Here is a 22,051-nt window from a genome sequence, read left to right as displayed (position 1 = left end):
GGTCCTTCCAGTGGGTGGTCAGCGGGAGTGCGGTCAGCGGGAGAGGGTGGCGACGGCTTCGGCGTGCACGCCGGGTGCGGCGGCCAGGAAGCTCCCGCTCGCCGGGGTCCAGGGACGGCCTTCGGCGTCGGAGAGAGATCCACCCGCCTCGGCCACGAGCAGCGCGCCGGGCAGCAGGTCCGCGCGGGCGCCGGCGAACTGCCAGAAGGCGTCGACCCGGCCGGCGGCCACGTCCAGCAGGTGCAGCGTCGCGGGCACGGAGGCGCGCACCACGAGCGCGTCGCGGAGCATCGCGGTGATCGAGGAGCCGACGCGCCGCACGACCGCCTCGTCCTCGTCCGGCCTGGCCTGGCTGGTGGCCACCAGGCTCAGCCCCAGGCTCGTGGCGTGCGACACGCGCAGCGGCCGGCTGTCGACCCGCGCACCGCCGCCGGCCAGCGCGGTGTAGGTCTCGCCGCGCAACGGCACGTGGACCGCGGTGAGCACCGGCTGGTTGTCGCGCACGAGGGTCGCGGTGACCGCCCAGGCCGACAGGCCGTGCAGGTGGTTGACGTTGCCCTCGGCCGGGTCGACGACCCACCACTCGCCGGAGGGCAACGCCCCGGCTTCGAGCTCGTCGTCCACCCAGCGCGCCTGCGGGCGCAGGCTCGTCAGGCGGGGCCGCAGCACGTCCATCGCCACGTCATCGTTGGCGGCGAGCGCGCGCATCAGCTCGTCGCGGGTCTCGTGGCGGACCACCTCGCCGAACCGCTCGTGCAGCGCCGCGCCGGCGGTGCGCACGGCGGTCGCGGTCTGCGCGAGCAGGTCGGCGTCGGAACGGGTCTCCGGAACTGTTCCGGGCATGGCGACTACCCCCTTCTGAGCAGGAGTTTCGAGGCGATTCCGGCCCCGTGACACGAACGTATGCGCGCTCTGGAATAACTGCAAGTGCATGTAAAGCACGGCTAGGATTACTCACATGCAATTGGATTTGAACCTGCTCGCCGCGCTCGACGCCCTGCTGGAAGAGGGCAGCGTGGCCGGAGCGGCGGAGCGGATGCACGTCACCGCGCCGGCGATGAGCCGCAGCCTCGGCCGCCTCCGGCGCACGACGGGTGATCAGATCCTGGTGCGCACCGGCCGCACGATGACCCCGACGCCGTACGCGGTCGCCGTCCGGGAGCAGGTGCACGGGCTGCTCCAGCAGGTCCACGGGGTGCTCGCACCGAGCCGCGACCTGGACCTGGCCACCCTCGACCGCACCTTCACGCTCCGCTGGCACGAGTCGCTGGTCACCCTCGCCGGTCCCGCGCTGCTCGCGGCCGTGCGCGAGCAGGCCCCGGGGGTGCGGTTGCGCTTCCTCGCCGAGTCCAGCACCGACACCCCGGAGCTGCGCCGGGGCGAGGTCGACCTCGAAGCGAACGCGAGCCGCCCGACCGCGCCGGACGTCCGCGCCGAGCAGGTGACCGAGACCCACCACGTCCTGGCCGTTCGGCAGGGGCACCCCCTGACCAGCGCGAGCACCGTCACCGCCGCGCGGTACGCCGCAGCCGACCACATCACCGCGTCCCGGCGCGGCAACCTCGACAACGCCCTCGACGACGCCCTGGCCCGGCTCGGGCTCACCCGCCGCGTGGTCGCGTCCGCGCCCACCGAAACCGCCGCCTTCGCCTTCGTGCGCCGCACGGACCTCGTCGTCACGGTCCCGGAGCTCACCGCGCGCCCGGCCGCCGCCGACCTCGACCTGGTCCTGCTCCCGCTGCCGGTCGAGCTGCCGCCCGCCCAGGTCCACCTGTCGTGGCACCAGCGCTACGACACCGACCGGGCCCACGCCTGGTTGCGCGGCCTCGCCCGGACGGCGTTGGTCAGTCCCTGACGAGGCGGTGGGCGCCGCTGCACCGCCACAGCACGCCGACGCCCAGGGCGGCGAGCACCCCGAGCACGCCGCCCGCCGCGACGACCTGGTGCGGCGGCACCTGTTCGGCGGCCAGCCCGGCGGCGGCGACACCCAGCCCCTGGGCGATCTTGAGCGCGGTCACGGCCAGGCCGTAGACCTGCCCCCTGGCCTCGTCGGGCGTCCAGAGCGCGAACGTCGGCGACGCGATGGCGTGGTAGCTGGACGCCGCCCCGGACGCCACGAACACCAGCACCAGCACCGGCAGGCCGGGGTCCAGGGCGCAGGCGACCAGCGGCGCGCTGGTGGCCACCGCGAGCACCGGCAGCGCGCGCAGCTGGACCGCCTCCGGCCGGGTGGCCACGACCAGGCTCGCCACCGCGCACCCGGCCGGGTAGGCGGCGAACAGCAGCCCGGCCGCGACCGGCCCGCCGCCGAGCCCGTCCGCCAGCGGCACGGCCAGCGCCTCCCCGCTGATGTAGAACGCCGACAGCGCCGCGAAGCCGACCAGCGCGAGGAGCCGCCGGTCCCGCCACACCAGCACCGCGCCGGCCGTCATCGCCCGCCACCACCCCGGCCGCACCGCCCCGTCGCCACCGGGCCGGGGCCGGGGCCGCACCCGCCACGCCACGAGGGCGGCCGACACCGCGAACGACGCGGCGTCCAGCAGCAGCACCCCGCCGGTGCCGACCGCGATGACCAGCACACCGCCGGCGGCGAACCCGGCGACCTGCGCGGCCTGGCTCACCGTGGACAGCGCGGCGGCGCCCGCCCGGAACGCGGGACCGGGCAGCACGTGCGGCAGCAGCGCGGTCCGGGCCGGGACCGCCGGCGCGCCCGCCAGCTGGAGCAGCACCAGCAACCCGCACACCACCGGCCACGGCAGGACGGGCACGGCCATCACCACGACCAGCACGGCCCGCGCCACGTCCGAGCACACCATCACCGCGCGCCGCGGGTAGCGGTCGGCCAGTCCCGCCAGCAGGGGACCGCCGACCAGGTCCGGCAGGAACGTCAACGCGTAGGTGATCGCCGCCCACGCCGGGGAGCCGGTGTCGCGGAACACCAGCACCGTCAGCGCGACCCGGGCGAACTGGTCACCGACGGTCGACACGGTGTGCGCCACGAACATCGCCCGGAACTCGGCCGACGCGAACACCTCGCGGTACCGCGCCCGCCCGGTCGGCTCCACCATCGCGGTCAGCCGACCGGCGCCGTCTCGACCCGGTCCCGGCCGTTGTTCTTCGCCCGGTACAGGGCGGTGTCGGCGGCCAGCAGCAGCTCGTCGACCGTGCCGCCGTGCACGGGGTACGCGGCCACGCCCAGCGACGCGGTGATCCGCATGGCGTCGCCGCTCCCACCGGTCGCGGGCACGTCGGTCAGCGGCGCGCGGACCGCGGCGCGGATGCGCTCGGCGACCTGCCGGGCGGCGTCCGGGTCCGCGCCGGGCAGCAGCACGACGAACTCCTCGCCGCCCCACCGGCCGACCAGGTCGTGGTCGCGGACCTGGCGGCGCAGCTCGGCGGCCACGGCCCGCAGCGCGTGGTCACCGGCGAGGTGGCCGCGGGTGTTGTTGATGGCGCTGAAGTGGTCCAGGTCGAGCAGCAGCACGGCCAGCGGCGCCCCGGTCGCCGAGGCGCGGGTCAGCTCGGCCGCGGCGCGCTCGCTCCAGGCCACGGAGGTCAGCGTGCCGGTCTTGCCGTCCACCTGGGCGGCCGTGCGGTAGACCGGCAGCAGCAGGCCCAGGTGCATCCCGAGCATGGTCACCACCAGCACCGGCACCACCCACGGCGCCGTCACCAGCACCACCGCCAGGCCCGTGCCCAGGCCGATGGAGGCCGCGATGACGAGCTGCTGGCTCAGCGGGCCCAGCACGTCGCGGCCCGGCCGGGCGGGCGTGGACAGCAGGATCGCGCCCACCACCAGGGCCAGGTTGACCAGCCAGTACGCCACCCCGGCCGCCACCAGCGCGCCCAGGTCGACCGGCCCGGTGAGCTGCGCGGCGTGCGGCAGGGCGCGGTCCGGGTGGGCGACGAGCAGGATCGCGCCCGCCGACCAGCAGCCCAGCAGCACGGTGGCGGCGGAGAAGACCTTGCGGTGCAGCGGGCTGCGCCGGTAGATCCGCAGCCACCCGTAGCCGTAGCTCACCGCGACCAGCGCGGCGACCAGCGGCGGGGGCAGCACCAGCACCCCGGCGAACAGCCAGATCGACTGCGGGTGCGCGTACGGGCTGCCCTCGGCGGCCACCTCGCGGACCCGTTCCAGCCCGCGGGCGGCCTCGAAGTGCACCACGGCCGCGCCCGCCAGCACCGCGAACCACACCCAGTGACGGCCGGTGACCGGCGTCGACGCGGCCACGGCCGCCACCGCGACCACCGCCACGACCTCCACGCCGAGCACGTACGCCAGCACGGCGCGCGGCAGCCGCCACAGCGACCAACCGCGGCACCACGCCAGAGGGGACGCGCGCCCTCGTCGTTCCCCCGCGACCATGGGGTGTCACCGCCTCCCAACAGGTGATGACACCGTAACCAAGCCCTCACAGACAGTCGAGCACCCCAGGAGAGCAGCATGAGCACCATCACGGTCACCACCGGCACCACCCGCCCGAACGACTGGCGCCTCGGCCGTCCGAACGACTGGCGGCGCTGACCACCCGCCGGCCCGGCCGCCACCCCCGTTCGTGCGGCCGGGCCGGTCACCCGGAACACCTGGTCCGGACCGAACCGCGGGGCCCTCGGCGCCGAACACCCGTCGAGGGCGAGTGGAAAGGGACACGATGGCAGGTCGTGAGCGCGAGCTCCGAGCGGTACCCGCGGGTCACGCGGACGACGCCTCGGCCGAGGAGCTGCTGCGCCTGGTGGCGCGCGGCGACGAGCGGGCGTTCGAGCGGCTGTACGACGTGGTGGCGGGCCGGGTGCTGAGCCTGGTCCGGCGCGTCCTGCGCGACCACGCGCAGTCGGAGGAGGTCACCCAGGAGGTGTTGGTGGAGGTGTGGCGCACCGCCGCCCGCTTCGACCCGGGCCGGGGCAGCGCGCTGGCCTGGGTGATGACGATGGCGCACCGCCGCGCCGTGGACCGGGTCCGCTCCGCCCAGGCCGCGACCCGGCGGGAGGACCTCGCTGCCCGACGCGACGTGGAGACGCCCTTCGACGCGGTCAGCGAGCAGGTGGCCGCGCGCATCGAGCAGCGGCAGGTGCGGCGGTGCCTGTCGACGCTGACCGGGTTGCAGCGGGAGTCGATCCTGCTCGGCTACTTCAAGGGCTACACCTACCCGGAGACGGCCTCCGTGCTCGGCATCCCGCTGGGCACGGTGAAGACCCGGATGCGGGACGGGCTGATCCGGCTCCGCGACTGCCTGGGGGTGACCCGGTGACCGGCGACACCACGCGCCACGACGCGCACACGTTGATCGGCGCCTACGTGCTCGACGCCGTCTCCGACGCCGAGCGGCGGCTGTTCGAGGAGCACCTCGCGGGCTGCCCGACCTGCGCGCAGGAGACCGCCGAGCTGCTGGAGACCACCGCGGTGCTGGCCGGTGAGACCGCGGTCGAGCCGCCCGCCCACCTCCGCGACCGGGTGCTGGCCGCCGTCACCGGGACGCGCCAGGATCCGCCGGAGACCAAGCCGACGAGCCGGACGCCGTGGGTGCGGCGGACGGCGGCGCTGGCCGCCGCGGCGGGCATCGTGGTCGCCGTGGTGCTGGGCGTGCAGGCCGTGGACGACAACCGCAGGCTCGAACGCGACCTGCGGGCGCTGGCCCAGGTCGAGGACCGCAACCGGCAGGTCGCCGAGCTGCTGGCCGCGCCGGACGCCGAGCTCGTGCGCGGCGACGTGACCGGCGGCGGCACGGGCACCGTCGTGGCGTCCACCGCCAGGGGCCAGGTGCTGTTCCTCGGCCACGGCCTGGCGCGACTCCCCGAGGACCGCGCCTACCAGCTGTGGCTGATCGGACCCGACGGGCCGCGCCCGGCCGGGCTGCTCCCGCCCTCCGGTGGGGCGGAGACCCCGGTGCTGGCCAGTGGTTTCACCGGCCGGGAGGCCGTGGGGCTGACCGTGGAGCCGCGCGGCGGGTCACCCCGACCCACGACACCGACGGTGGTGGTCCTGCCGCTGGTGTGAGCGGGGCAATCCGCACGACCGCCGGCCACGAACCCCTGGTGTGAACGCAACCGCGCACCAGCAGGACCCGGGAACCGGGGCATCGCGGCCGCCGCTGTGGGCGGCGGCCGCGACGGGCCTCGTCGCGGTGGCGGCGGCGTTGGCCGCCGGGCACCTCGTCGCCGCGCTCGTCGACCCGTTCGCCTCGCCGTTCCTGGCCGTCGGCAACACCGCCATCGACCTGACACCGCACCCGGTGAAGGACTTCGCCATCCGCACGTTCGGCGAGGACGACAAGACCGTCCTGCTGGCGGGCATGGCGTTCGCCATCACCGCCTTCGCGGCCCTCGCCGGAGCGCTGTCGCGCCGCAGCGCGCTGCCCGGCACGGTGCTGGCCGCCGGGCTCGGCGCGGTCGGCGTCGCCGCGGTGCTGGCCCGCCCCACGCTCGGCCCGATCGCCGTGCTGGCGCCGTTGACGAGCCTCGTCGTCGGCGTCGTGGTGTTCCGGTGGTTGCACCGCCTGTCCCGGGTGGACGCCGGACGCGGCGACCCCGGGACGCGGTCGGTGGACTGGCAGGTGCCCGGGTTGGGCCGCCGCCGCTTCCTGATCACCTCGACCGCCGTGGTCGCCGCGGCGGGGGCGAGCGCGGCGGCGGGGCAGCTCGTCGGCGGCCGGGTGGACGTGGAGGCTTCCCGGCGCTCGATCCGGTTGACCCCGGACGTGGCCGCGCCGCCCATCCCGGCGGGCGCGGACTTCGCCGGCGACGGCACGCCCGCCTTCATCACGCCCAACGCCGACTTCTACCGGGTGGACACCGCGCTGTCGGTGCCCCGGCTGCGCGCCCGGGACTGGCGCCTGCGCGTGCACGGCATGGTCGACCGCGAACTCGTGCTCACCTACGACGACCTGCTGAACCGGCCGCTGGTCGAGCGGACGATCAGCCTCTGCTGCGTGTCCAACGAGGTCGGCGGGCCCTACATCTCCACCACCAACTTCATCGGGGTGTCCCTGAGCGACGTCCTCGCCGAGGCGGGCGTCCGACCGGGCGCGGACCAGCTCGCGACCCGCAGCGCGGACGGCTGGACGTGCGGCACACCGGTCGAGGACATCATGGCGCCCGGCAGCGACGCGTTGCTGGCCCTCGGCATGAACGGCGAGCCGCTGCCCGCCGAGCACGGCTTCCCCGTGCGGATGGTCGTGCCCGGCCTCTACGGGTTCGTCTCGGCCACCAAGTGGCTGGTCGACGCCGAGCTGACCACCTTCGCCGACTTCGACGCCTACTGGGTCGAGCGTGACTGGGCGCAGCGCGCGCCGATCAAGACGATGTCCCGCATCGACCGGCCCAAGCCCTTCGAGCAGGTGCCCGCCGGCCGGTTCGTCGCCGCCGGGGTCGCCTGGGCGCAGCACCGGGGCGTGGACCGGGTGGAGGTCCGCGCCGACGGCGGCCCGTGGCAGGTCGCGACCCTCGGCACGGAGGTCAACGCGGACACGTGGCGGATGTGGCGCGTCGAACTCGACCTGCCCGCCGGCTCGCACACGCTGGAAGTGCGGGCGACCGACCGGACCGGGCGGACCCAGACCGCCGACCGCGCGGAACCGATCCCGGACGGCGCGTCCGGCTGGCACACGATCGTGTTCAGCGCGCGGCCCTGACCGGCGGCGGCGAAATTTCTTCCGCACCAACCAATCCGGACCGACCGCGGCGCCGAACCACTCGTGACAGGCCCGGAGCGACCACCTCCGAGGGACAGTCCACAAAGGAGCACCACTCATGCGCACCACCCGGCTCGCGTCCACGATCGGCGTCCTCGCCGCGGCCCTGATCTCCGCCGCCGCGTGCAGCAGCGGCAGCGGCGGGCAGGCCGCCTCCGACACCGGCACGTCGGCACCGACCACCACCACGACCACCACCACGGCGATGAGCGACGGTGTCACCAAGACCGGTGACGTGTTCGGTGCCGGGTGCGCCAGCCTGCCCAAGGACACCGAGGGCTCGCTCGACGGCATGGTGGACGACCCGGTCGCCACCGCCGCGAGCAACAACCCGCTGCTCAAGACCTTGGTGGCCGCGGTCAAGGAAGCCGGCCTCGTGGACACGCTCAACAAGGCCGACGCCGAGTACACCGTCTTCGCGCCCTACGACCCCGCGTTCGAAGCCCTCGGTCAGGACGCGCTGAACGCCGTGCTGGCCGACAAGGCCAAGCTGACCGGCATCCTGACCTACCACGTGGTGCCGCAGCGCATGGACAAGGACGGCATCCTCTCCTCGGCCACCCTGCCCACCGTCCAGGGCGGCACGCTGAAGGTCGAGGGCTCGGGCGACAACGTCACCGTCAACGGCGCGAAGGTGTTGTGCGGCAACATCCCGACCGCTAACGCCACCGTGTTCGTCATCGACAAGGTGATGACGCCGGCGGCCTGATCCGACGCGACGCGAGGGACCGCGGCCACCTCCCGGGCCGCGGTCCCTCGTCACGCGTCCTGCTGCCGGCGCACCATCTCGTTGATCCAGACCGGCGCGTACGGCGACGTGCAGTTCGGGGGAGTCGGGTAGTCCTTCAGCACTTCCAGGCGTTCCCCGATGTCCAGCGCGCGGGCGCGCAACCCCGGGTGGTCGATCCCGATCCGGGCCAGGCAGTGGTTCATCGCCCACTGCAAGCGGTCCGGGGCGTCCTTCATCTCCGCCTCGATGACGTCGAGCAGCCGGTCGAGGTCGAGACCTCCGGGCTTCTTGGCCACCCGTTCGGTGGTCAGCGCCCAGCCCGCGCTCGCGACGACCGGATCGGGGTCGTCCGACCACGCCAGGCGCAGCTCCTCGGCGTGCGGGCTCTTCTTCACCACGTAGTTCACCAGCCAGTCGTGCACCTTGGGCTTGCGCGCCTCGCGCAGCATGGCGTCCAGCTCGTCGCGCCCGAACGACTTGGGGCGGCAGACGAGGATCGCCAGCAGCCGCGCCGCGGAGTCCCCGGTCGCCCACAGCTCGCGCGCGAGGTCCTGCCGGGTCTTCAGCCGCTTCGCCAGCGCGCGCAGCTCGCCCAGGTTCACGCCGTGGTCGTCGCCGTGCCGCTCGTTCACCTCGCGCGCACGCGGGTCCTCCAGGGCGGCCAGCTCGGCCATCACGTCGGCCACCGTCGTCTCCGCCACCGCGGCCCTCCCGTCCGTCACCGGTGCGTTCCGGCACGAGGAAACCACAGTGGACCAGGGGATCGGCAACCGCACCACATCGATATTGGGCAGACTCTGGACGGCCGTCACGAAACTGCCGTATGTTCGCCGTCATGGACTTGCGAGGGAAGGTCGCGGTGGTCACCGGCAGTGGCCGGGGGCTGGGCCGGGCGTACGCGGAAGCCCTGGCCCGCGCGGGAGCGGCGGTCGTGGTCAACGACGTGGACGCCGAAGCGGCGAGCGCGGTGGTGAAGTCGGTCGTGGCCGAGGGCGGACGGGCGGTCGCAGTGGTCGCGCCGGTCGGGCCCGCCGAGACCGCCGACCGGCTCGTCGCCACCGCCGTCGAGGAGTTCGGCGGGCTCGACGTGCTGGTCACCAACGCGGGCATCCTGCGCGACAAGGTGCTCTGGAAGATGTCCGACGACGACTTCGACGCGGTGGTCGACGTGCACCTGAGGGGCACCTTCACCTGCGCCCGCGCGGCGGCGGTCCGGATGCGGGAGCAGGGCCGGGGCGGCAGCCTGGTGCTGATCTCGTCGCCGGCGGGCCAGCGCGGCAACTTCGGGCAGACCAACTACGCGGCGGCCAAGGCGGGCATCGTGGCCATGGCCCGCACGTGGGCGCTGGAGCTGGCCCGCGCGAACATCGCGGTCAACGCGGTGGTGCCGGTGGCGGCGACCGAGATGACCCGCACCATCCCGGCGTTCGCGCCCGTCATCGAGGAGGTCGAGCGCACCGGCGCGCCGTTCCCCGACTGGCTGCGCAGGGACGAGGGGCTGGGCACGGTCGAGGACGTCGCGTCGCTGATCGTCTTCCTGGCCTCCGACGCCGCACGGCACGTCACCGGCCAGGCCATCGGCATCGGCGGAGACCGGCTGGCCCTGTGGGCGCACCCCCGCGAGAAGGCGGTGGCCTTCGCGGACGGCGGGTGGACCGCCGAGGCCATCGCCCGGTCGTGGGACGCGGGCGTCGGCGCCGAGCCGGAGACCTCCGGCATCCCCGCACCGACCCCGCCGGCGGCCTGACGTGGTCCTCCCGGTGGACGACCTGGTGGCCATCGACGTCCACACCCACGCCGAGGTGTCGAGGGACGGCCACCGGTCGCTGAGCCCGGAACTGCTGGCGGCCTCCGAGGAGTACTTCGGCGCGCACGGCCACCGGCAGCCGACCGTCGACGAGCTGGCCGCGCACTACCGGGAACGGCGGATGGCGGCGGTCGTCTTCACCGTCGACGCCGAGCACGCCACCGGCCACCCGCGCATCCGCAACGAAGAGGTCGCCGGGAACTGCGCCGAGCACGCCGACGTGCTGATCCCGTTCGCGAGCGTCGACCCGTGGAAGGGACGGGCGGGCGCACGGGAGGCGCGCCGGCTCGTGGAGCGGCACGGCGTGCGCGGGTTCAAGTTCCACCCGAGCCTCCAGGGCTTCGCGCCGAACGACCCGATGGCCTACCCGCTGTACGAGGTGATCGAGGAGCTCGGCGTGCCCGCGCTGTTCCACACCGGGCAGACCGGGATCGGCGCGGGCGTGCCCGGCGGTGGCGGCATCCGCCTCAAGTACTCGAACCCCATGCTGGTGGACGACGTCGCGGTGGACTTCCCGGAACTGCGGATCGTCCTGGCCCACCCGTCGTTCCCCTGGCAGGACGAGGCGCTGGCGGTGGCCACGCACAAGCCGCACGTGCACATCGACCTGTCCGGGTGGTCGCCCAAGTACTTCCCGCCGCAGCTGGTCCGCTACGCGAACACGCTGTTGCAGGACAAGGTGCTGTTCGGCTCCGACTACCCGGTGATCACCCCGGACCGCTGGCTGGCCGACTTCGACGCGCTGGACATCAAGCCCGCCGTCCGCCCCAAGATCCTCAAGCACAACGCGGCCAGGCTGCTCGGCCTCGGCGCCGCGGACCCGGAGGGCACATGAGCACCACCGTGAACGGCAAGGCCGAACTCCTCGCGCTGACCGGGCGGGACCTCGGGCACACGGCGTGGCGCGAGATCACCCAGGACCGGGTCGACACGTTCGCCGACGCCACCGACGACCACCAGTGGATCCACGTGGACCCCGCGCGGGCGGCCTCCGGGCCGTTCGGCGGCACCATCGCGCACGGCTACCTCACGCTGGCGCTGATCATCCCGCTGTTCGGGGAGCTGCTGGCGATCGACGGCGTCCGGATGAGCGTCAACTACGGCTTGGACAAGGTGCGCTTCCCCAGTCCGGTCCGGGTCGGCGACAAGATCAGGCTCGCGGGCCGCGTCGTCTCGGTGGACGAGGTCGCGGGCGACGGCGTGCAGATGGCGCTGGACTTCACCGTCGAGATCGACGGCTCGGACAAGCCGGCGTGCGTCGCGCGCGCCGTGTACCGGCACTACAGCTGAGGGACCCGCCATGCCGAACGTCCGACTCCGCCGCGCCGTCGCGTCGAGCTTCCTCGGCAGCGTGATCGAGTACTACGACTTCCTGCTCTACGCCACCGCGTCCGCCGTGGTGTTCAACAAGGTGTTCTTCTCCTCCCTCGACCCGCTCGTGGCCACCGTCGCGAGCTTCGGCACGTTCGCCACCGGCTACCTGGCCCGCCCGCTCGGCGGCGTCCTGTTCGGGCACTTCGGCGATCTCCTGGGCCGCAAGCGGATGCTCGTGCTGACCATGGTGCTGATGGGCGTGGCGAGTTCGCTGATCGGCCTGCTGCCGACCTACGCGCAGGTGGGGTGGATCGCCCCGGTCGGCTTGGTGGTGCTGCGCGTGGTGCAGGGCATCGCGGTCGGCGGCGAGTGGGGCGGCGCGGTGCTGATGTCCGCCGAGCACGCCACCCGCAGGCGCGGGCTGTGGGCCGGGTTCACCAACGCCGGCGCGCCGTGCGGGCTGGTGCTGTCGACGGTGGCGCTGACGGCGACCGCCGCGGCGGTGGGGGAGCGGGCGTTCCTGGACTGGGGCTGGCGCATCCCGTTCCTGATCAGCGTGGTGCTGCTCGGGGTCGGGCTGTTCGTGCGGCGCCGGGTCGAGGAGACGCCCGCGTTCCAGGCGGTGCGGGAGGCGGGCGGCAAGCGGCGCGTGCCGGTGGTGGAGGTGCTGCGCGACCACCGGCGCGTGCTGCTGCTGGGCATCGGGGTGGGGCTGGCGGCGTTCGTCGCGCAGTCGACGTTGACCACGTTCGTCGTGGCGCACGGCGTCGCGGCCGGGCACGCGCGGCAGACCGTGCTGAACGCGCTGACGGTGTCGTCCGCCTGCGCGGTGGTGAGCATCCTCGGCTGGTCGGCGGCCTCGGACCGGTTCGGCCGGCGCCCGGTCGTGGTGGCGGGCGCGGTGGCGATGGCGGTGTTCGCGTTCGTGCTGTTCCCGATGGTGGACAGCGGCGACACGGCGTTGCTGACCCTCGCGCTGGTGCTGGGCCAGGGCGTGATCCATCCGATGATGTACGGGCCCCTGGCGGCCCTCTACAGCGAGCTGTTCAGCACGGAGAACCGGTACACCGGCGCGTCGCTGGGGTACCAGGTCGCCGGGTTGGGCGCGGGCCTCGCGCCACTGCTGTTCGCCGAGCTCCAGCGGGTGAGCGGGGGCCGGGGCACGACCCTGATCTCGGCCGCCGTCGCGGGGTTCTGCCTGCTGACCGTCGTGTGCGTGCTGGCGTTGAAGGAGACCGGCACGCGCGACCTGCAACCGGTTTCCTGACAGGAGGGCCGCAGTGCGCAACTCGGGGCTCGGGAGCTGGCCGTACCGCCGGGCGCGGATGTCGCCCGACCGCGTCGCGATCGTCCACTCCGGACGGGAGCTGACCTACGCGGAGCTGGCCGAGCGGGTGACGCGGCTGGCGCACCGCCTGCGGGCGGACGGCGTGCGGCCGGGTGACCGGGTCGCCTACCGGGGGCCCAACCACCCCTCGTTCGTGGAGGCGATGTTCGCCGCGCACCTGCTCGGCGCGATCTTCGTGCCGGTGAACTTCCGCCTCGCCCCACCGGAGGTCGACCACGTGCTGGCGGACTCGTCGCCGTCGGTGGTGATCGACGTGGGGACACCGGGCGCGGCGCGCGAGTACGAACGCCGGCTGGCCGACAGCCCCGCCGACCCGATCGACGAACCGGTGGACCCCGACGACGTCGCCCTCATCCTCTACACGTCGGGCACGACCGGCCGCCCCAAGGGCGCGATGCTGACCCACGCCAACCTGATCTGGAACACCTACAACCTGCTGGTGTCGATGGACATCACCGGCTCGGAGCGCACGTTGGTGTCCGCGCCGCTGTTCCACATCGCCGCGCTCGCGCAGACGCTGCTGCCGACGTTCCTCAAGGGCGGCACGGCGGTGATCACCTCGTCGTGGGACGTCGAGCTGGTGTACGACCTCATCGAGCGGGAACGGATCACCTACGCGTTCGGCGTCGCCACGATGTACGCCGACCTGGCCGCGTCACCCCGCTGGGCGACGGCCGACCTGTCGTCGTTGCGGCACCTGCTGTGCGGCGGCGCGGCCGTGCCCGACTCGCTCATCCGCGCCTATCAGGAGCGGGGGCTGACGTTCTGCCAGGGGTACGGCCTCACCGAGACCTCGCCGGGCGCGACGGCGCTGGAAGCGGGGGAGAGCGTGCGCAAGGTCGGGTCGGCGGGCGTGCCGGTGTTCTTCGGCGAGGTCCGGGTGGTGCGCGCCGACGGGGTGGACGCGGCGGTGGACGAGCCGGGGGAGGTGCTGGTCCGGGGCCCGAACGTGACACCCGGCTACTGGCAGGACCCCGCCGCGACGGCCGCCGCGTTCCTGCCGGGCGGGTGGTTCCGCACGGGTGACGTCGGCCGGTTCGACGCCGACGGCCACCTGCACGTGGTGGACCGGCTCAAGGACATGTTCATCTCCGGCGGCGAGAACGTCTACCCGGCCGAGGTGGAGAACGCCCTGGCCGAGCACCCGGACGTGGTGGAGGCCGCGGTGGTCGGCGTGGCCGACCCGAGGTGGGGCGAGGTGGGCCGGGCGTTCGTGCGCCACACCCCGGGCCGCGCCCCGACCCGGGACGAGCTGCGCGCCTTCCTGCTGCCCCGGCTCGCCAAGTACAAGGTCCCCGTCCACATCGACCTCGTCGACCACCTGCCCCGCACCGCCTCGGGCAAGGTCCGCAAAGCCGACCTCCGCCACCTCCCCCTCCCGTGAGTCGAACCCCCAGACCCCGAGAGTCCTACGCTCAAGTCCCGAGAGTCCTACGTTCAGGTACCCCGAATTCAACGCTCAGGTCACGTGGACCGTCCGGTGCGCTGCTTCCAGACGCCGGGCGATCCCGTCGGCGGCCGCACGCAGGTCGGGCACGAGGCGGTGCAGGTCCGTGCGCACCGAGTGCACCACGATGCCCAGCGCGCCGGCCGGCTCGTGCCCGTCGGCCGGGATCGCGACGGCGACCGAGCACGAGCCGAGCGTCATCTCCTCGTTCGTCAGCGCGTACCCGCGTTCGGCCGTCGCGCGCAGCTCCCGCGCCAGCCGCGCCCGTTCGGTGATCGTGTACCGGGTGACCCGCGGCAGGGGACGGGCCAGGTAGCGGCGCACGAACTCCGCGTCGGCCCGCGCGAGCAGCGCCTTGCCGACACCCGTCGCGTGCATGGGCAGCCGTGCCCCGATCCGCGAGATGACGGGCACCGACCGGTGACCGGACAGCTTCTCCACGTACAACGCGTCGAAACCGTCGTGCACGGCCAGGTGGATGTTCTCCCGGGTCGTCTCGTAGAGGTCCTGCATGAACGGCAGGGCGATCTCGCGCAGCCGACCGGTCACCGGCGCGAGCGTCGCCGCCTCCCACAGCCGCAGCCCGATGCTGAAGTACCCCTCCGCGTCACGTTCCAGCGCGCCCCACGACACCAGCTCGCCGGCCAGCCGGTGCACGGTGGCCAGCGGCAGGTCCGCGCGCCGGGCCAGCTCGGTCAGCTTGAGCCGGGGGTGGGCGGCGTCGAACACGCCGAGCAGCGCCAGCGCCCGTCCCGCCATCGACCGCCGGGGCGCGTCGCGGTTGACCGCCATGCACTCTCCTTCGAACGCCGGGCACCGAACGTAACCGCGCGCCCGTCCCGAAGTCGCCGCCTCTTCCACCCAGTGGAAGTCGATCCTGGCGAACGGCCGCACGTCCGCCTTGGCTTGACCCCATGCGAACGAGAGTCGGAATCGTCGGCGCCGGCCCGGCCGGCCTGGTGCTGTCCCACTTGCTGGCCGAACGCGGCATCGACTCGGTGGTGGTCGAGACGCGCGACCGGGCGGCGATCGAGCAGACCATCCGCGCCGGCGTCCTGGAGCAGGGCACGGTGGAGCTGCTGACCGCGATGGGCGTCGGCGCGCGGGCCGTGGCCGAGGGCGCGCGGCACGAGGGCATCGAGCTGCGGTTCGGCGGTCAGGGCCACCGGATCGACTTCACCGGGCTCACCGGCCGGGCGGTCTGGCTGTACCCGCAGCACGAGGTGCTCAAGGACCTCATCGCGGCACGGCTCGCGGGCGGCGCCGACCTCCGGTTCGGTGCGACCGACGTGCGGCTGCGCGGCATCACCTCCGACGCACCGGTCATCTCGTTCACCGACGCCGACGGTACGCCCGTCGACCTGCGCTGCGACGTGATCGCCGGGTGCGACGGCTCCTCGGGCGTCAGCAGGCGCGCCATCCCCGACGACGCGCGCACCGACTACTTCCGCGCCTACCCGTTCGGGTGGTTCGGCATCCTGGCCGAGGCGCCGCCGTCGGCGAAGGAGCTCGTCTACGCGCACTCCGAACGCGGGTTCGCGCTGATCAGCACGCGGACGCCCCAGGTGCAGCGGATGTACTTCCAGTGCGACCCCGACGAGCGCGCCGAGGACTGGAGCGACGACCGCATCTGGGCCGAGCTGAACGCCCGGGTCGCGGGTGACGGCTTCAGCCTGGCCGAGGGCCGCATCTTCGACCGGGGCGTGATCCCGATGCGCAGCTACGTGTGCGAGCCGATGCGGCACGGCCGGCTGTTCCTGGCGGGCGACGCCGCGCACGTCGTGCCGCCCACCGGCGCGAAAGGACTCAACCTCGCGGTGGCCGACGTGGTCGTGCTGGCCCGTGCGCTGGAGGAGCACTTCGCCACCGGGGCCACCGAGCCGCTGGACGCCTACGGCCCGACCGCGTCCCGCCGGGTGTGGCGGGCGCAGCACTTCTCGTGGTGGATGACGTCGATGCTGCACACCGACCCGGCCGGCACGCCGTTCGACCTCAAGCGCCAGCTCGGCGAGCTCGAACTGGTCACGTCGGGCACGGCCGCCGCCACGCACCTCGCCGAGGCTTACACGGGTTGGCCCCTCGGCTGAGCGCGATCCGGTGCGACAGGTGCGTTCGGCGTAATCGGCTGCCGGTATCCGGAGCAGGGGGCGCTTGAAAGTTGCGAATCTTCTTTCGAATACTTTCGAAGCCGGTCGAATATGGCGCAAGTGGACAAGTGGGCGCACTTCGAAGCTCTGACCGGTTGTTTCGGGTTCGACCCCGTCGCTGCTGGCCAGGCCGGTAGGCGTACCGCGACGGGTAAGTGTCGGCAAGGTCGGACTGTTTCGGTGCTTGCCAGACCGATCTGTTTCGGTTAATACTTCTAAAAGTTTCAGGCCGGATGCGGTCGGGTGCCGCCCCCGACGGTTTCCGCCTGCGCCGCGCACGCTCTGGAGGACCGACTCGAAGGACTTCGTCTTTGGCGGGGAGGAATTCCGCGGCACCGGGCCCTCCTCGGCCAAGTGTTCGGATCCGGACCACGCCGCCCCGCCGGTTCGGGTCGCCCGAGCAACCAACCCACCACCTGCCGAACCCGCAGGTGCTCCCAGAAGGTGCAAACATGAAGCTGACATCGAGGTCAGTGGTTCGAGCGGCACTCGTGTCGACGCTGGTGACCGCCACCACGGGCGCCGCGGTGCTCCTGGCCACGTCGGCCAGCGCCGGCACCACGCTCGGCGCCTCGGCGGCCGAGTCGGGCCGCTACTTCGGCACGGCCGTCGCCGCGAACAAGCTCAGCGACTCGACCTACGTCGGGATCCTGAACCGCGAGTTCAACATGGTCACGGCCGAGAACGAGATGAAGATCGACGCGACCGAGCCGCAGCAGAACCAGTTCAGCTACGCCAACGCGGACCGGATCGTCAACCACGCCCGGTCGCAGGGCATGCGGGTGCGCGGCCACACGTTGGCGTGGCACTCGCAGCAGCCGGGCTGGATGCAGAACATGTCCGGTTCGGCGTTGCGGTCGGCGATGCTGAACCACGTGACGCAGGTGGCCACGTACTACCGGGGCAAGATCTACGCGTGGGACGTGGTGAACGAGGCGTTCCAGGACGGCAGTTCGGGTGCGCGTCGTGACTCGAACCTCCAGCGGACGGGCAACGACTGGATCGAGGCGGCGTTCCGCGCCGCGCGGGCGGCGGACCCCAACGCCAAGCTCTGCTACAACGACTACAACACCGACGACTGGACCCACGCGAAGACCCAGGCCGTCTACCGGATGGTGCAGGACTTCAAGCAGCGCGGTGTGCCGATCGACTGCGTCGGCCTCCAGTCGCACTTCAACAGCCAGAGCCCGGTGCCGAGCAACTACCAGACCACGCTGTCGAGCTTCGCGGCTCTCGGCGTGGACGTGCAGATCACCGAGCTCGACATCGAGGGTTCCGGTTCGGCCCAGGCGTCCAACTACGAGCGGGTCGTGAAGGCTTGCCTGGCGGTCGCGCGCTGCACCGGCATCACCGTGTGGGGCATCCGTGACACCGACTCGTGGCGTGCCTCGGGCACCCCGCTGCTGTTCGACGGTTCGGGCAACAAGAAGGCCGCCTACACGTCGACCCTGAACGCCCTCAACAGCGGTGGTACCAGCGTGACCACGACGACCACGACGACCACGACGACCACCACGGACACGACGACGACCACGACCACGACGACCACGACCAACGGCCCGGGTGGCTGCACCGCCACGGTGTCGCTGAACTCGTGGACCGGCGGGTTCGTCGCCACGGTGAAGGTCACCGCCGGGTCTGCGGCGATCAGCGGCTGGACGGTCACCACGAACCTTCCGTCCGGCGTGTCGGTCACCAACGCGTGGAGCGCCGACCGCTCCGGCAACACCGGCGCGGTGCAGTGGCGCAACGTCAGCTACAACGGCCGCGTGGCGGCCGGGATGTCGACCGAGTTCGGCTTCCAGGGCACCGGTTCGGCGTCGGGCATCACGCCGACCTGCGCCGCTAGCTGAGTCAGCCGTGCGGCCCGGTGCGGGAAACGTCCCGCACCGGGCCGCACTGTGCCGTGTGGAGGGTCAGCCGGACGGTGGCGCGTAGTCGCCCCAGCTCGGCTCCGCGTCGACCAGCTCCCGCCAGGTCGGCCACGCCTGACCGGTCCGCTGCCGGAGGAGTTCACCGGGCAGGGTGAACACCGGCGCTTTGTGCGGCTTGGCAAGGGCCTGGCGGACGATGGCGTCGTGCAGCGCGGCCGCACCGCCCAGCCGGGGCAGCGCCGCGTGGACGCGGTCGGCGTACCCGGCGGGCAGTGCGGGACCGTGCGGCCGGATGTCGTACCCCGTGCCCGCCGCCATCAACGCGATCTCCGGCCGCTTGCGCAGCGCGATGGCCCCGGTCAGGTGCAGCGCGACCGCGTCCCACACCACTTCGACGCGGTCGGCCGCCACGCCCTGCGCGGTCAGGTGGCGCGCGGCCAGGTCGGCGCCGTCGAGGTCGAAGGTCTGGTCGCCGTCGCCCTCCTCGGTCAACCCGACGTCGTGCAGGACGCAGCCCAGGAACAGCAGCTCGTCGTCGTAGTCCTCATCGGGCCGCAACCCCTTCTCCTCGCCCAGGAAGCGCCCGAAGAAGTAGGCGCGCACGGCGTGGTTGAAGATGGCGGGCGCGGAGATCCCCCGCACGTACCGAACGGTGTTCAGCGCCACCTCGGTCCGCGGGAACGGGAACGGCAGGTTCGGCAACGGTGTCATGGTCCTTCCAGGTGGTCGGGCCGGGAGACCCGGCGCAGGACGAGCAGGCCGCCGACGCCCGGGATGGCCGAACGCCACCGGGTGCCCGCAGAAACCCTCGGGAGCAGCGCGGTCGCCGCGATCACGGCGAGGTAGGCGGTGCCGTGCACCGGTCCCGTCAGCGACGTCACCGGTTTCGCGTGCACGGTGACCAGGTTGACCAGCAGGACCACCAGCGACAGCAGCTCGATCGCGGCCGCGAGCCGCAACGCGCGCACGTCACACCCCCGTGGTGGAGCCGGGGCGCACGATCATCAGCACCACGACGACCGCCCACAGCAGGTTGAACACGCCGGTCGTCATGGCCAGCCGCTTCGCCGCGCCGGTCGCGCCGTCGAGCGCCCGCCGCTGCGCGGGCAGGATCGCCAGCGCCAGCAGGCCGGCGGCGAACGCCGTCAGCACGACCGACACGAGCAGCCACGCGTCGCCGAGGACGCCCAGGCTCGCGCCCGTGGCGACGCCGAAGACCGGCACGGCCACGCCGATCACCGCGTACGCGCGGCACGTCCGGTGCAGGAACGCGGCGATCGGGGACGACGGCTCCCGCGCGAAGCGGGGGAACAGCGAAGCGGCCACCGCGATCGGCCCGACGGCCAGGATCGCGGCGATCACGTGGACCGAGAGCAGCAGCTTGGTCACCCGAGCTCCTAGGTAAGTAGGCAGCCAACATATGTCGGCTGTCAATAGGTACCACACCTACTCAAGGGTTGTGTAGGCTGCCAACCCATGAAGGCGGACGCGGTGCGCGGGCACCTGGACGCGATGCTGCTGGCGGTGCTCGAACCGGGACCGCGGCACGGCTACGCGATCATCACGGCGGTGCAGCAGCGCAGCGGCGGCGCGCTCGAACTGCGCACCGGCACCGTCTACCCGGCGCTGAACCGGTTGGAGCGGCTGGGGTTGCTGCGCAGCCGCTGGCAGCCCGTGGCCGACCGGCCGCGCCGGTGCTACGAGCTCACCGCGGCGGGCCGGCGCGGCCTGGCCGACGCGCGCTCGACGTGGCAGGAGTTCACCGCCACCGTCGGCGCGGTGCTCGCCCCGGCCCCGACCGGGCAGGTCACGTGAACGCCGACCCGGTCGAGGACTACCTCGCCGAGCTGACCTCGTCCCTGCACGGCCCCGCGCGGGCGAAAGCCGCCATGATGCGCGAAGTGCGGGACGGCCTGGTGGACGCGGTCGAGGCGCAGACCCGCTTCGGCGTGCCGCCCGACCAGGCCGCCCACCGCGCGGTGCGCGACTTCGGGACGGCGGACGAGGTCGCGCCGTCGTTCCAGCGGGAGCTGACCATCGCCCAGACCCGGCGCACCGCCCGCGTCGCCGCCGTCACCGTGCCGGTCCTGGTGGTGTGCCACGCCCTGGTGCACGTTGCCGGCCGCGACCCGGACTGGCGACTGGGCGCGCTCGCCACCCACCTGGCCGCCGTGGCGACCGCGTCCGGCCTGCTGGCCGTGACGGCGTTGCTGGCCACCGGCCCGCTGACCCGCCTGCTGCCCACGCCGCACCGGCTGCCGTCGGCCGTGGCGTGGACGGCGTCCGCCGCCGCGGTGGGCATGGCGCTGGCCGCCGTCGCGCTGGGCGTCACCTCGGCGCTGTCGACCGACTGGGCGCTGACCGGGTCCGCCGGCGTGCTGGCCATCGCGGCGCACGGCGTGGTCGCCGCATCGGCCCGCGACTGCCGCGAGTGCGTGCGAGCGGGGGAGCGGTGACCAGGCGCGTGGGGTTGCTGCTGTTCGACGAGGTCGAGGTGCTCGACGCGGGCGGGCCGTTCGAGGTGTTCTCGGTGGCGAACCGGGTCGCGGTCCGTCGCGGAGGGGCCGCGCCGTTCGAGGTCGTGACGATCGGCGTCGCCGGAACGGCGCCGGTGCGCGCCAGGGGCGGGCTGCGGATGGTGCCGGACGTCGGTCTCGGTGAGGCGCCTCGGTGTGACGTGGTGCTCGTGCCCGGCGGCGTGGTTGACGAGGTGGAGGCGATGCCGGACGTGCTGTCGTGGCTGCGCCTGGCCCGTGGGCCCGCCGAAGTCGTCGCGTCCGTCTGCACGGGTGCGTTCGTGCTGGCCGCCGCAGGGCTGCTGGACAGCCGCCCGGTCACCACGCACTGGGAGGACGTCGCCGACCTGCGCCGCCGGTGGCCCGACCTGGACGTGCGCGACGACGTCCGCTTCCTCGACCACGGCGACCTGGCCACCAGCGCCGGGATCAGCGCCGGCCTGGACCTGTCGCTGCACCTGGTCGGTCGGCTGGTCTCGCTCGACCTCGCCGTCGCCACCGCACGCCAGATGGACTACCGCTGGGAGCCGACCGGTCGACCATGATCCCGGTCACCCTCGCCATCTCGCGCGAGCGTCAGGTCGGGTAAGCCGCTCACCCCGCGCGCGTCACGCCCGGCGGTGGCGCGACGGACCGGCTGAAGGCGGTCAAGGAGCAACTGCGCGCGGCGGGGAGGGCCGTGGTCCGTCCGGGACACCGGAGATCAGCTGGAACTACCTCGGCCGGTTCCCGGCCCCGCCAACCGCAGCGGTGTCCGGGCAGGCGCCGCCGGACACCGACGCGCTCGGCTCCGGAGGGTGGCGACGACATGCCGCGGCCGCACGCCTCGATGATCAACGCGCTGATGCGGGTCGGACAGCTGGTCCGCGCCGCGCATCTGGCCGAGCTGTTCGCCCTGTACACGGGGGCTGACCGCGAACACCGTGCCGCTGCGGGTTCGGTGCGCCGGCCCGGTCGGCGAGGTGCCGGCGGACCTGCAGGCGCGGCAGTACCCGATGGCGGAGCACCACCACGTCGGCCTGGCCGACCAGGCCGCGGGCCGCGACCGCGCGTTGGTGGGCGTGACGATCGAGTCCTACCTCGCCGACGGCAGCCAGGACCAGGCTTCGTCGCCGTGGCGGTCTGCCTTGAGCGTGACCGACGCCTGCCTGGGCTGGGACCCGCGCGGTTCCGCTGCTCG

Annotated in this window: 23 protein-coding genes; 15 read left to right on the top strand and 8 right to left on the bottom strand. The window is 73.4% G+C overall.

Translation table 11 applies throughout. From position 1 onward, the window contains the following. Positions 1 to 33 precede the first annotated feature (33 nt). Positions 34 to 843, bottom strand: coding sequence for an inositol monophosphatase family protein (locus tag ACIQMJ_RS10100; protein WP_499760599.1), 810 nt, complete (start codon positions 841 to 843; stop codon positions 34 to 36). 115 nt (positions 844 to 958) lie between these two features. Between ACIQMJ_RS10100 and ACIQMJ_RS10095 the strand changes: the two genes are divergently transcribed. After that, positions 959 to 1,855: a LysR family transcriptional regulator gene (locus ACIQMJ_RS10095; protein ID WP_499760598.1), complete on the top strand. Its 897-nt coding sequence runs from the start codon at positions 959 to 961 to the stop codon at positions 1,853 to 1,855. On the opposite strand, the gene ACIQMJ_RS10090 is transcribed toward ACIQMJ_RS10095, so the two are convergent. Then, entirely contained in the window at positions 1,845 to 3,068 is a 1,224-nt protein-coding gene (locus ACIQMJ_RS10090; RefSeq protein ID WP_499760597.1) for an MFS transporter, read from the bottom strand. The genes ACIQMJ_RS10095 and ACIQMJ_RS10090 overlap by 11 nt on opposite strands. A gap of 5 nt (positions 3,069 to 3,073) precedes the next feature. Further along, positions 3,074 to 4,366 carry a GGDEF domain-containing protein gene (locus ACIQMJ_RS10085; RefSeq protein WP_499760596.1) on the bottom strand — a complete coding sequence of 431 codons (1,293 nt, stop codon included), beginning with the start codon at positions 4,364 to 4,366 and terminating at the stop codon, positions 3,074 to 3,076. Positions 4,367 to 4,652: 286 nt separating this feature from the next. Between ACIQMJ_RS10085 and sigK the strand changes: the two genes are divergently transcribed. The 4 genes from sigK (at position 4,653) to ACIQMJ_RS10065 (ending at position 8,397) form a co-directional block, all read left to right on the top strand. Beyond that, entirely contained in the window at positions 4,653 to 5,249 is a 597-nt protein-coding gene (sigK, locus tag ACIQMJ_RS10080) for an ECF RNA polymerase sigma factor SigK (RefSeq protein WP_499760595.1), read from the top strand. Further along, complete coding sequence (locus tag ACIQMJ_RS10075) at positions 5,246 to 5,995, top strand: anti-sigma factor (RefSeq protein WP_499760594.1); 750 nt, start codon at positions 5,246 to 5,248, stop codon at positions 5,993 to 5,995. The genes sigK and ACIQMJ_RS10075 overlap by 4 nt, the downstream gene beginning before the upstream one ends. Positions 5,996 to 6,035: 40 nt before the next feature. After that, a complete protein-coding gene (locus ACIQMJ_RS10070; RefSeq protein WP_499760593.1) occupies positions 6,036 to 7,628 on the top strand; it encodes a molybdopterin-dependent oxidoreductase in 1,593 nt (530 codons plus the stop codon). Between the two features lie 118 nt (positions 7,629 to 7,746). Then, positions 7,747 to 8,397 (top strand): fasciclin domain-containing protein, encoded by a 651-nt coding sequence (locus tag ACIQMJ_RS10065; RefSeq protein ID WP_499760592.1) that lies wholly within the window; start codon positions 7,747 to 7,749, stop codon positions 8,395 to 8,397. Positions 8,398 to 8,447: 50 nt separating this feature from the next. On the opposite strand, the gene ACIQMJ_RS10060 is transcribed toward ACIQMJ_RS10065, so the two are convergent. Continuing rightward, positions 8,448 to 9,119 (bottom strand): DNA alkylation repair protein, encoded by a 672-nt coding sequence (locus tag ACIQMJ_RS10060; protein WP_499761058.1) that lies wholly within the window; start codon positions 9,117 to 9,119, stop codon positions 8,448 to 8,450. 134 nt (positions 9,120 to 9,253) lie between these two features. Between ACIQMJ_RS10060 and ACIQMJ_RS10055 the strand changes: the two genes are divergently transcribed. Genes ACIQMJ_RS10055 through ACIQMJ_RS10035 form a run of 5 tightly spaced genes read left to right on the top strand, consistent with a single transcriptional unit; the run spans position 9,254 to position 14,271 of the window. After that, positions 9,254 to 10,165, top strand: coding sequence for an SDR family NAD(P)-dependent oxidoreductase (locus ACIQMJ_RS10055; protein ID WP_499760591.1), 912 nt, complete (start codon positions 9,254 to 9,256; stop codon positions 10,163 to 10,165). Between the two features lie 13 nt (positions 10,166 to 10,178). Then, positions 10,179 to 11,060 carry an amidohydrolase family protein gene (locus ACIQMJ_RS10050; protein WP_499760590.1) on the top strand — a complete coding sequence of 294 codons (882 nt, stop codon included), beginning with the start codon at positions 10,179 to 10,181 and terminating at the stop codon, positions 11,058 to 11,060. After that, positions 11,057 to 11,515, top strand: coding sequence for a MaoC family dehydratase (locus ACIQMJ_RS10045; RefSeq protein ID WP_499760589.1), 459 nt, complete (start codon positions 11,057 to 11,059; stop codon positions 11,513 to 11,515). Before ACIQMJ_RS10050 ends, ACIQMJ_RS10045 begins: the two co-directional genes overlap by 4 nt. A gap of 10 nt (positions 11,516 to 11,525) precedes the next feature. Next, entirely contained in the window at positions 11,526 to 12,806 is a 1,281-nt protein-coding gene (locus ACIQMJ_RS10040) for an MFS transporter (protein ID WP_499760588.1), read from the top strand. Positions 12,807 to 12,819: 13 nt separating this feature from the next. Then, complete coding sequence (locus ACIQMJ_RS10035; RefSeq protein WP_499760587.1) at positions 12,820 to 14,271, top strand: acyl-CoA synthetase; 1,452 nt, start codon at positions 12,820 to 12,822, stop codon at positions 14,269 to 14,271. Positions 14,272 to 14,346: 75 nt separating this feature from the next. On the opposite strand, the gene ACIQMJ_RS10030 is transcribed toward ACIQMJ_RS10035, so the two are convergent. Next, the gene (locus tag ACIQMJ_RS10030; RefSeq protein ID WP_499760586.1) at positions 14,347 to 15,126 is read right to left on the bottom strand and encodes an IclR family transcriptional regulator; all 780 of its coding nucleotides are present in this window, start codon (positions 15,124 to 15,126) and stop codon (positions 14,347 to 14,349) included. Between the two features lie 122 nt (positions 15,127 to 15,248). Between ACIQMJ_RS10030 and ACIQMJ_RS10025 the strand changes: the two genes are divergently transcribed. Together ACIQMJ_RS10025 and ACIQMJ_RS10020 are read left to right on the top strand one after the other, a co-directional pair. Continuing rightward, the gene (locus ACIQMJ_RS10025; RefSeq protein ID WP_499760585.1) at positions 15,249 to 16,421 is read left to right on the top strand and encodes a 4-hydroxybenzoate 3-monooxygenase; all 1,173 of its coding nucleotides are present in this window, start codon (positions 15,249 to 15,251) and stop codon (positions 16,419 to 16,421) included. Between the two features lie 512 nt (positions 16,422 to 16,933). Further along, positions 16,934 to 18,334: an endo-1,4-beta-xylanase gene (locus ACIQMJ_RS10020; protein WP_499760584.1), complete on the top strand. Its 1,401-nt coding sequence runs from the start codon at positions 16,934 to 16,936 to the stop codon at positions 18,332 to 18,334. Positions 18,335 to 18,397: 63 nt separating this feature from the next. Here ACIQMJ_RS10020 and ACIQMJ_RS10015 read toward each other — a convergent pair whose 3' ends face one another. Genes ACIQMJ_RS10015 through ACIQMJ_RS10005 form a run of 3 tightly spaced genes read right to left on the bottom strand, consistent with a single transcriptional unit; the run spans position 18,398 to position 19,744 of the window. After that, positions 18,398 to 19,066, bottom strand: a complete 669-nt coding sequence (locus ACIQMJ_RS10015) for an HD domain-containing protein (protein WP_499760583.1) — start codon at positions 19,064 to 19,066, stop codon at positions 18,398 to 18,400. Continuing rightward, positions 19,063 to 19,323 carry a hypothetical protein gene (locus ACIQMJ_RS10010; RefSeq protein WP_499760582.1) on the bottom strand — a complete coding sequence of 87 codons (261 nt, stop codon included), beginning with the start codon at positions 19,321 to 19,323 and terminating at the stop codon, positions 19,063 to 19,065. Before ACIQMJ_RS10010 ends, ACIQMJ_RS10015 begins: the two co-directional genes overlap by 4 nt. A gap of 1 nt (position 19,324) precedes the next feature. Beyond that, entirely contained in the window at positions 19,325 to 19,744 is a 420-nt protein-coding gene (locus tag ACIQMJ_RS10005; RefSeq protein ID WP_499760581.1) for a hypothetical protein, read from the bottom strand. A gap of 87 nt (positions 19,745 to 19,831) precedes the next feature. Between ACIQMJ_RS10005 and ACIQMJ_RS10000 the strand changes: the two genes are divergently transcribed. Genes ACIQMJ_RS10000 through ACIQMJ_RS09990 form a run of 3 tightly spaced genes read left to right on the top strand, consistent with a single transcriptional unit; the run spans position 19,832 to position 21,416 of the window. After that, positions 19,832 to 20,170: a PadR family transcriptional regulator gene (locus ACIQMJ_RS10000; protein WP_499760580.1), complete on the top strand. Its 339-nt coding sequence runs from the start codon at positions 19,832 to 19,834 to the stop codon at positions 20,168 to 20,170. Then, the gene (locus ACIQMJ_RS09995) at positions 20,167 to 20,811 is read left to right on the top strand and encodes a permease prefix domain 1-containing protein (RefSeq protein WP_499760579.1); all 645 of its coding nucleotides are present in this window, start codon (positions 20,167 to 20,169) and stop codon (positions 20,809 to 20,811) included. The genes ACIQMJ_RS10000 and ACIQMJ_RS09995 overlap by 4 nt, the downstream gene beginning before the upstream one ends. Then, on the top strand, positions 20,808 to 21,416 hold the full coding sequence (locus ACIQMJ_RS09990; RefSeq protein WP_499760578.1) for a DJ-1/PfpI family protein: 609 nt from the start codon (positions 20,808 to 20,810) through the stop codon (positions 21,414 to 21,416). Before ACIQMJ_RS09995 ends, ACIQMJ_RS09990 begins: the two co-directional genes overlap by 4 nt. Positions 21,417 to 22,051 lie beyond the last annotated feature (635 nt).

The organism is Actinosynnema sp. NPDC091369 (assembly GCF_044757065.1).
Taxonomy (GTDB): Bacteria; Actinomycetota; Actinomycetes; order Mycobacteriales; family Pseudonocardiaceae; genus Actinosynnema.
Note: the sequence above shows the minus strand (reverse complement) of the source record. Positions and strands in the feature narration are given on the sequence as shown.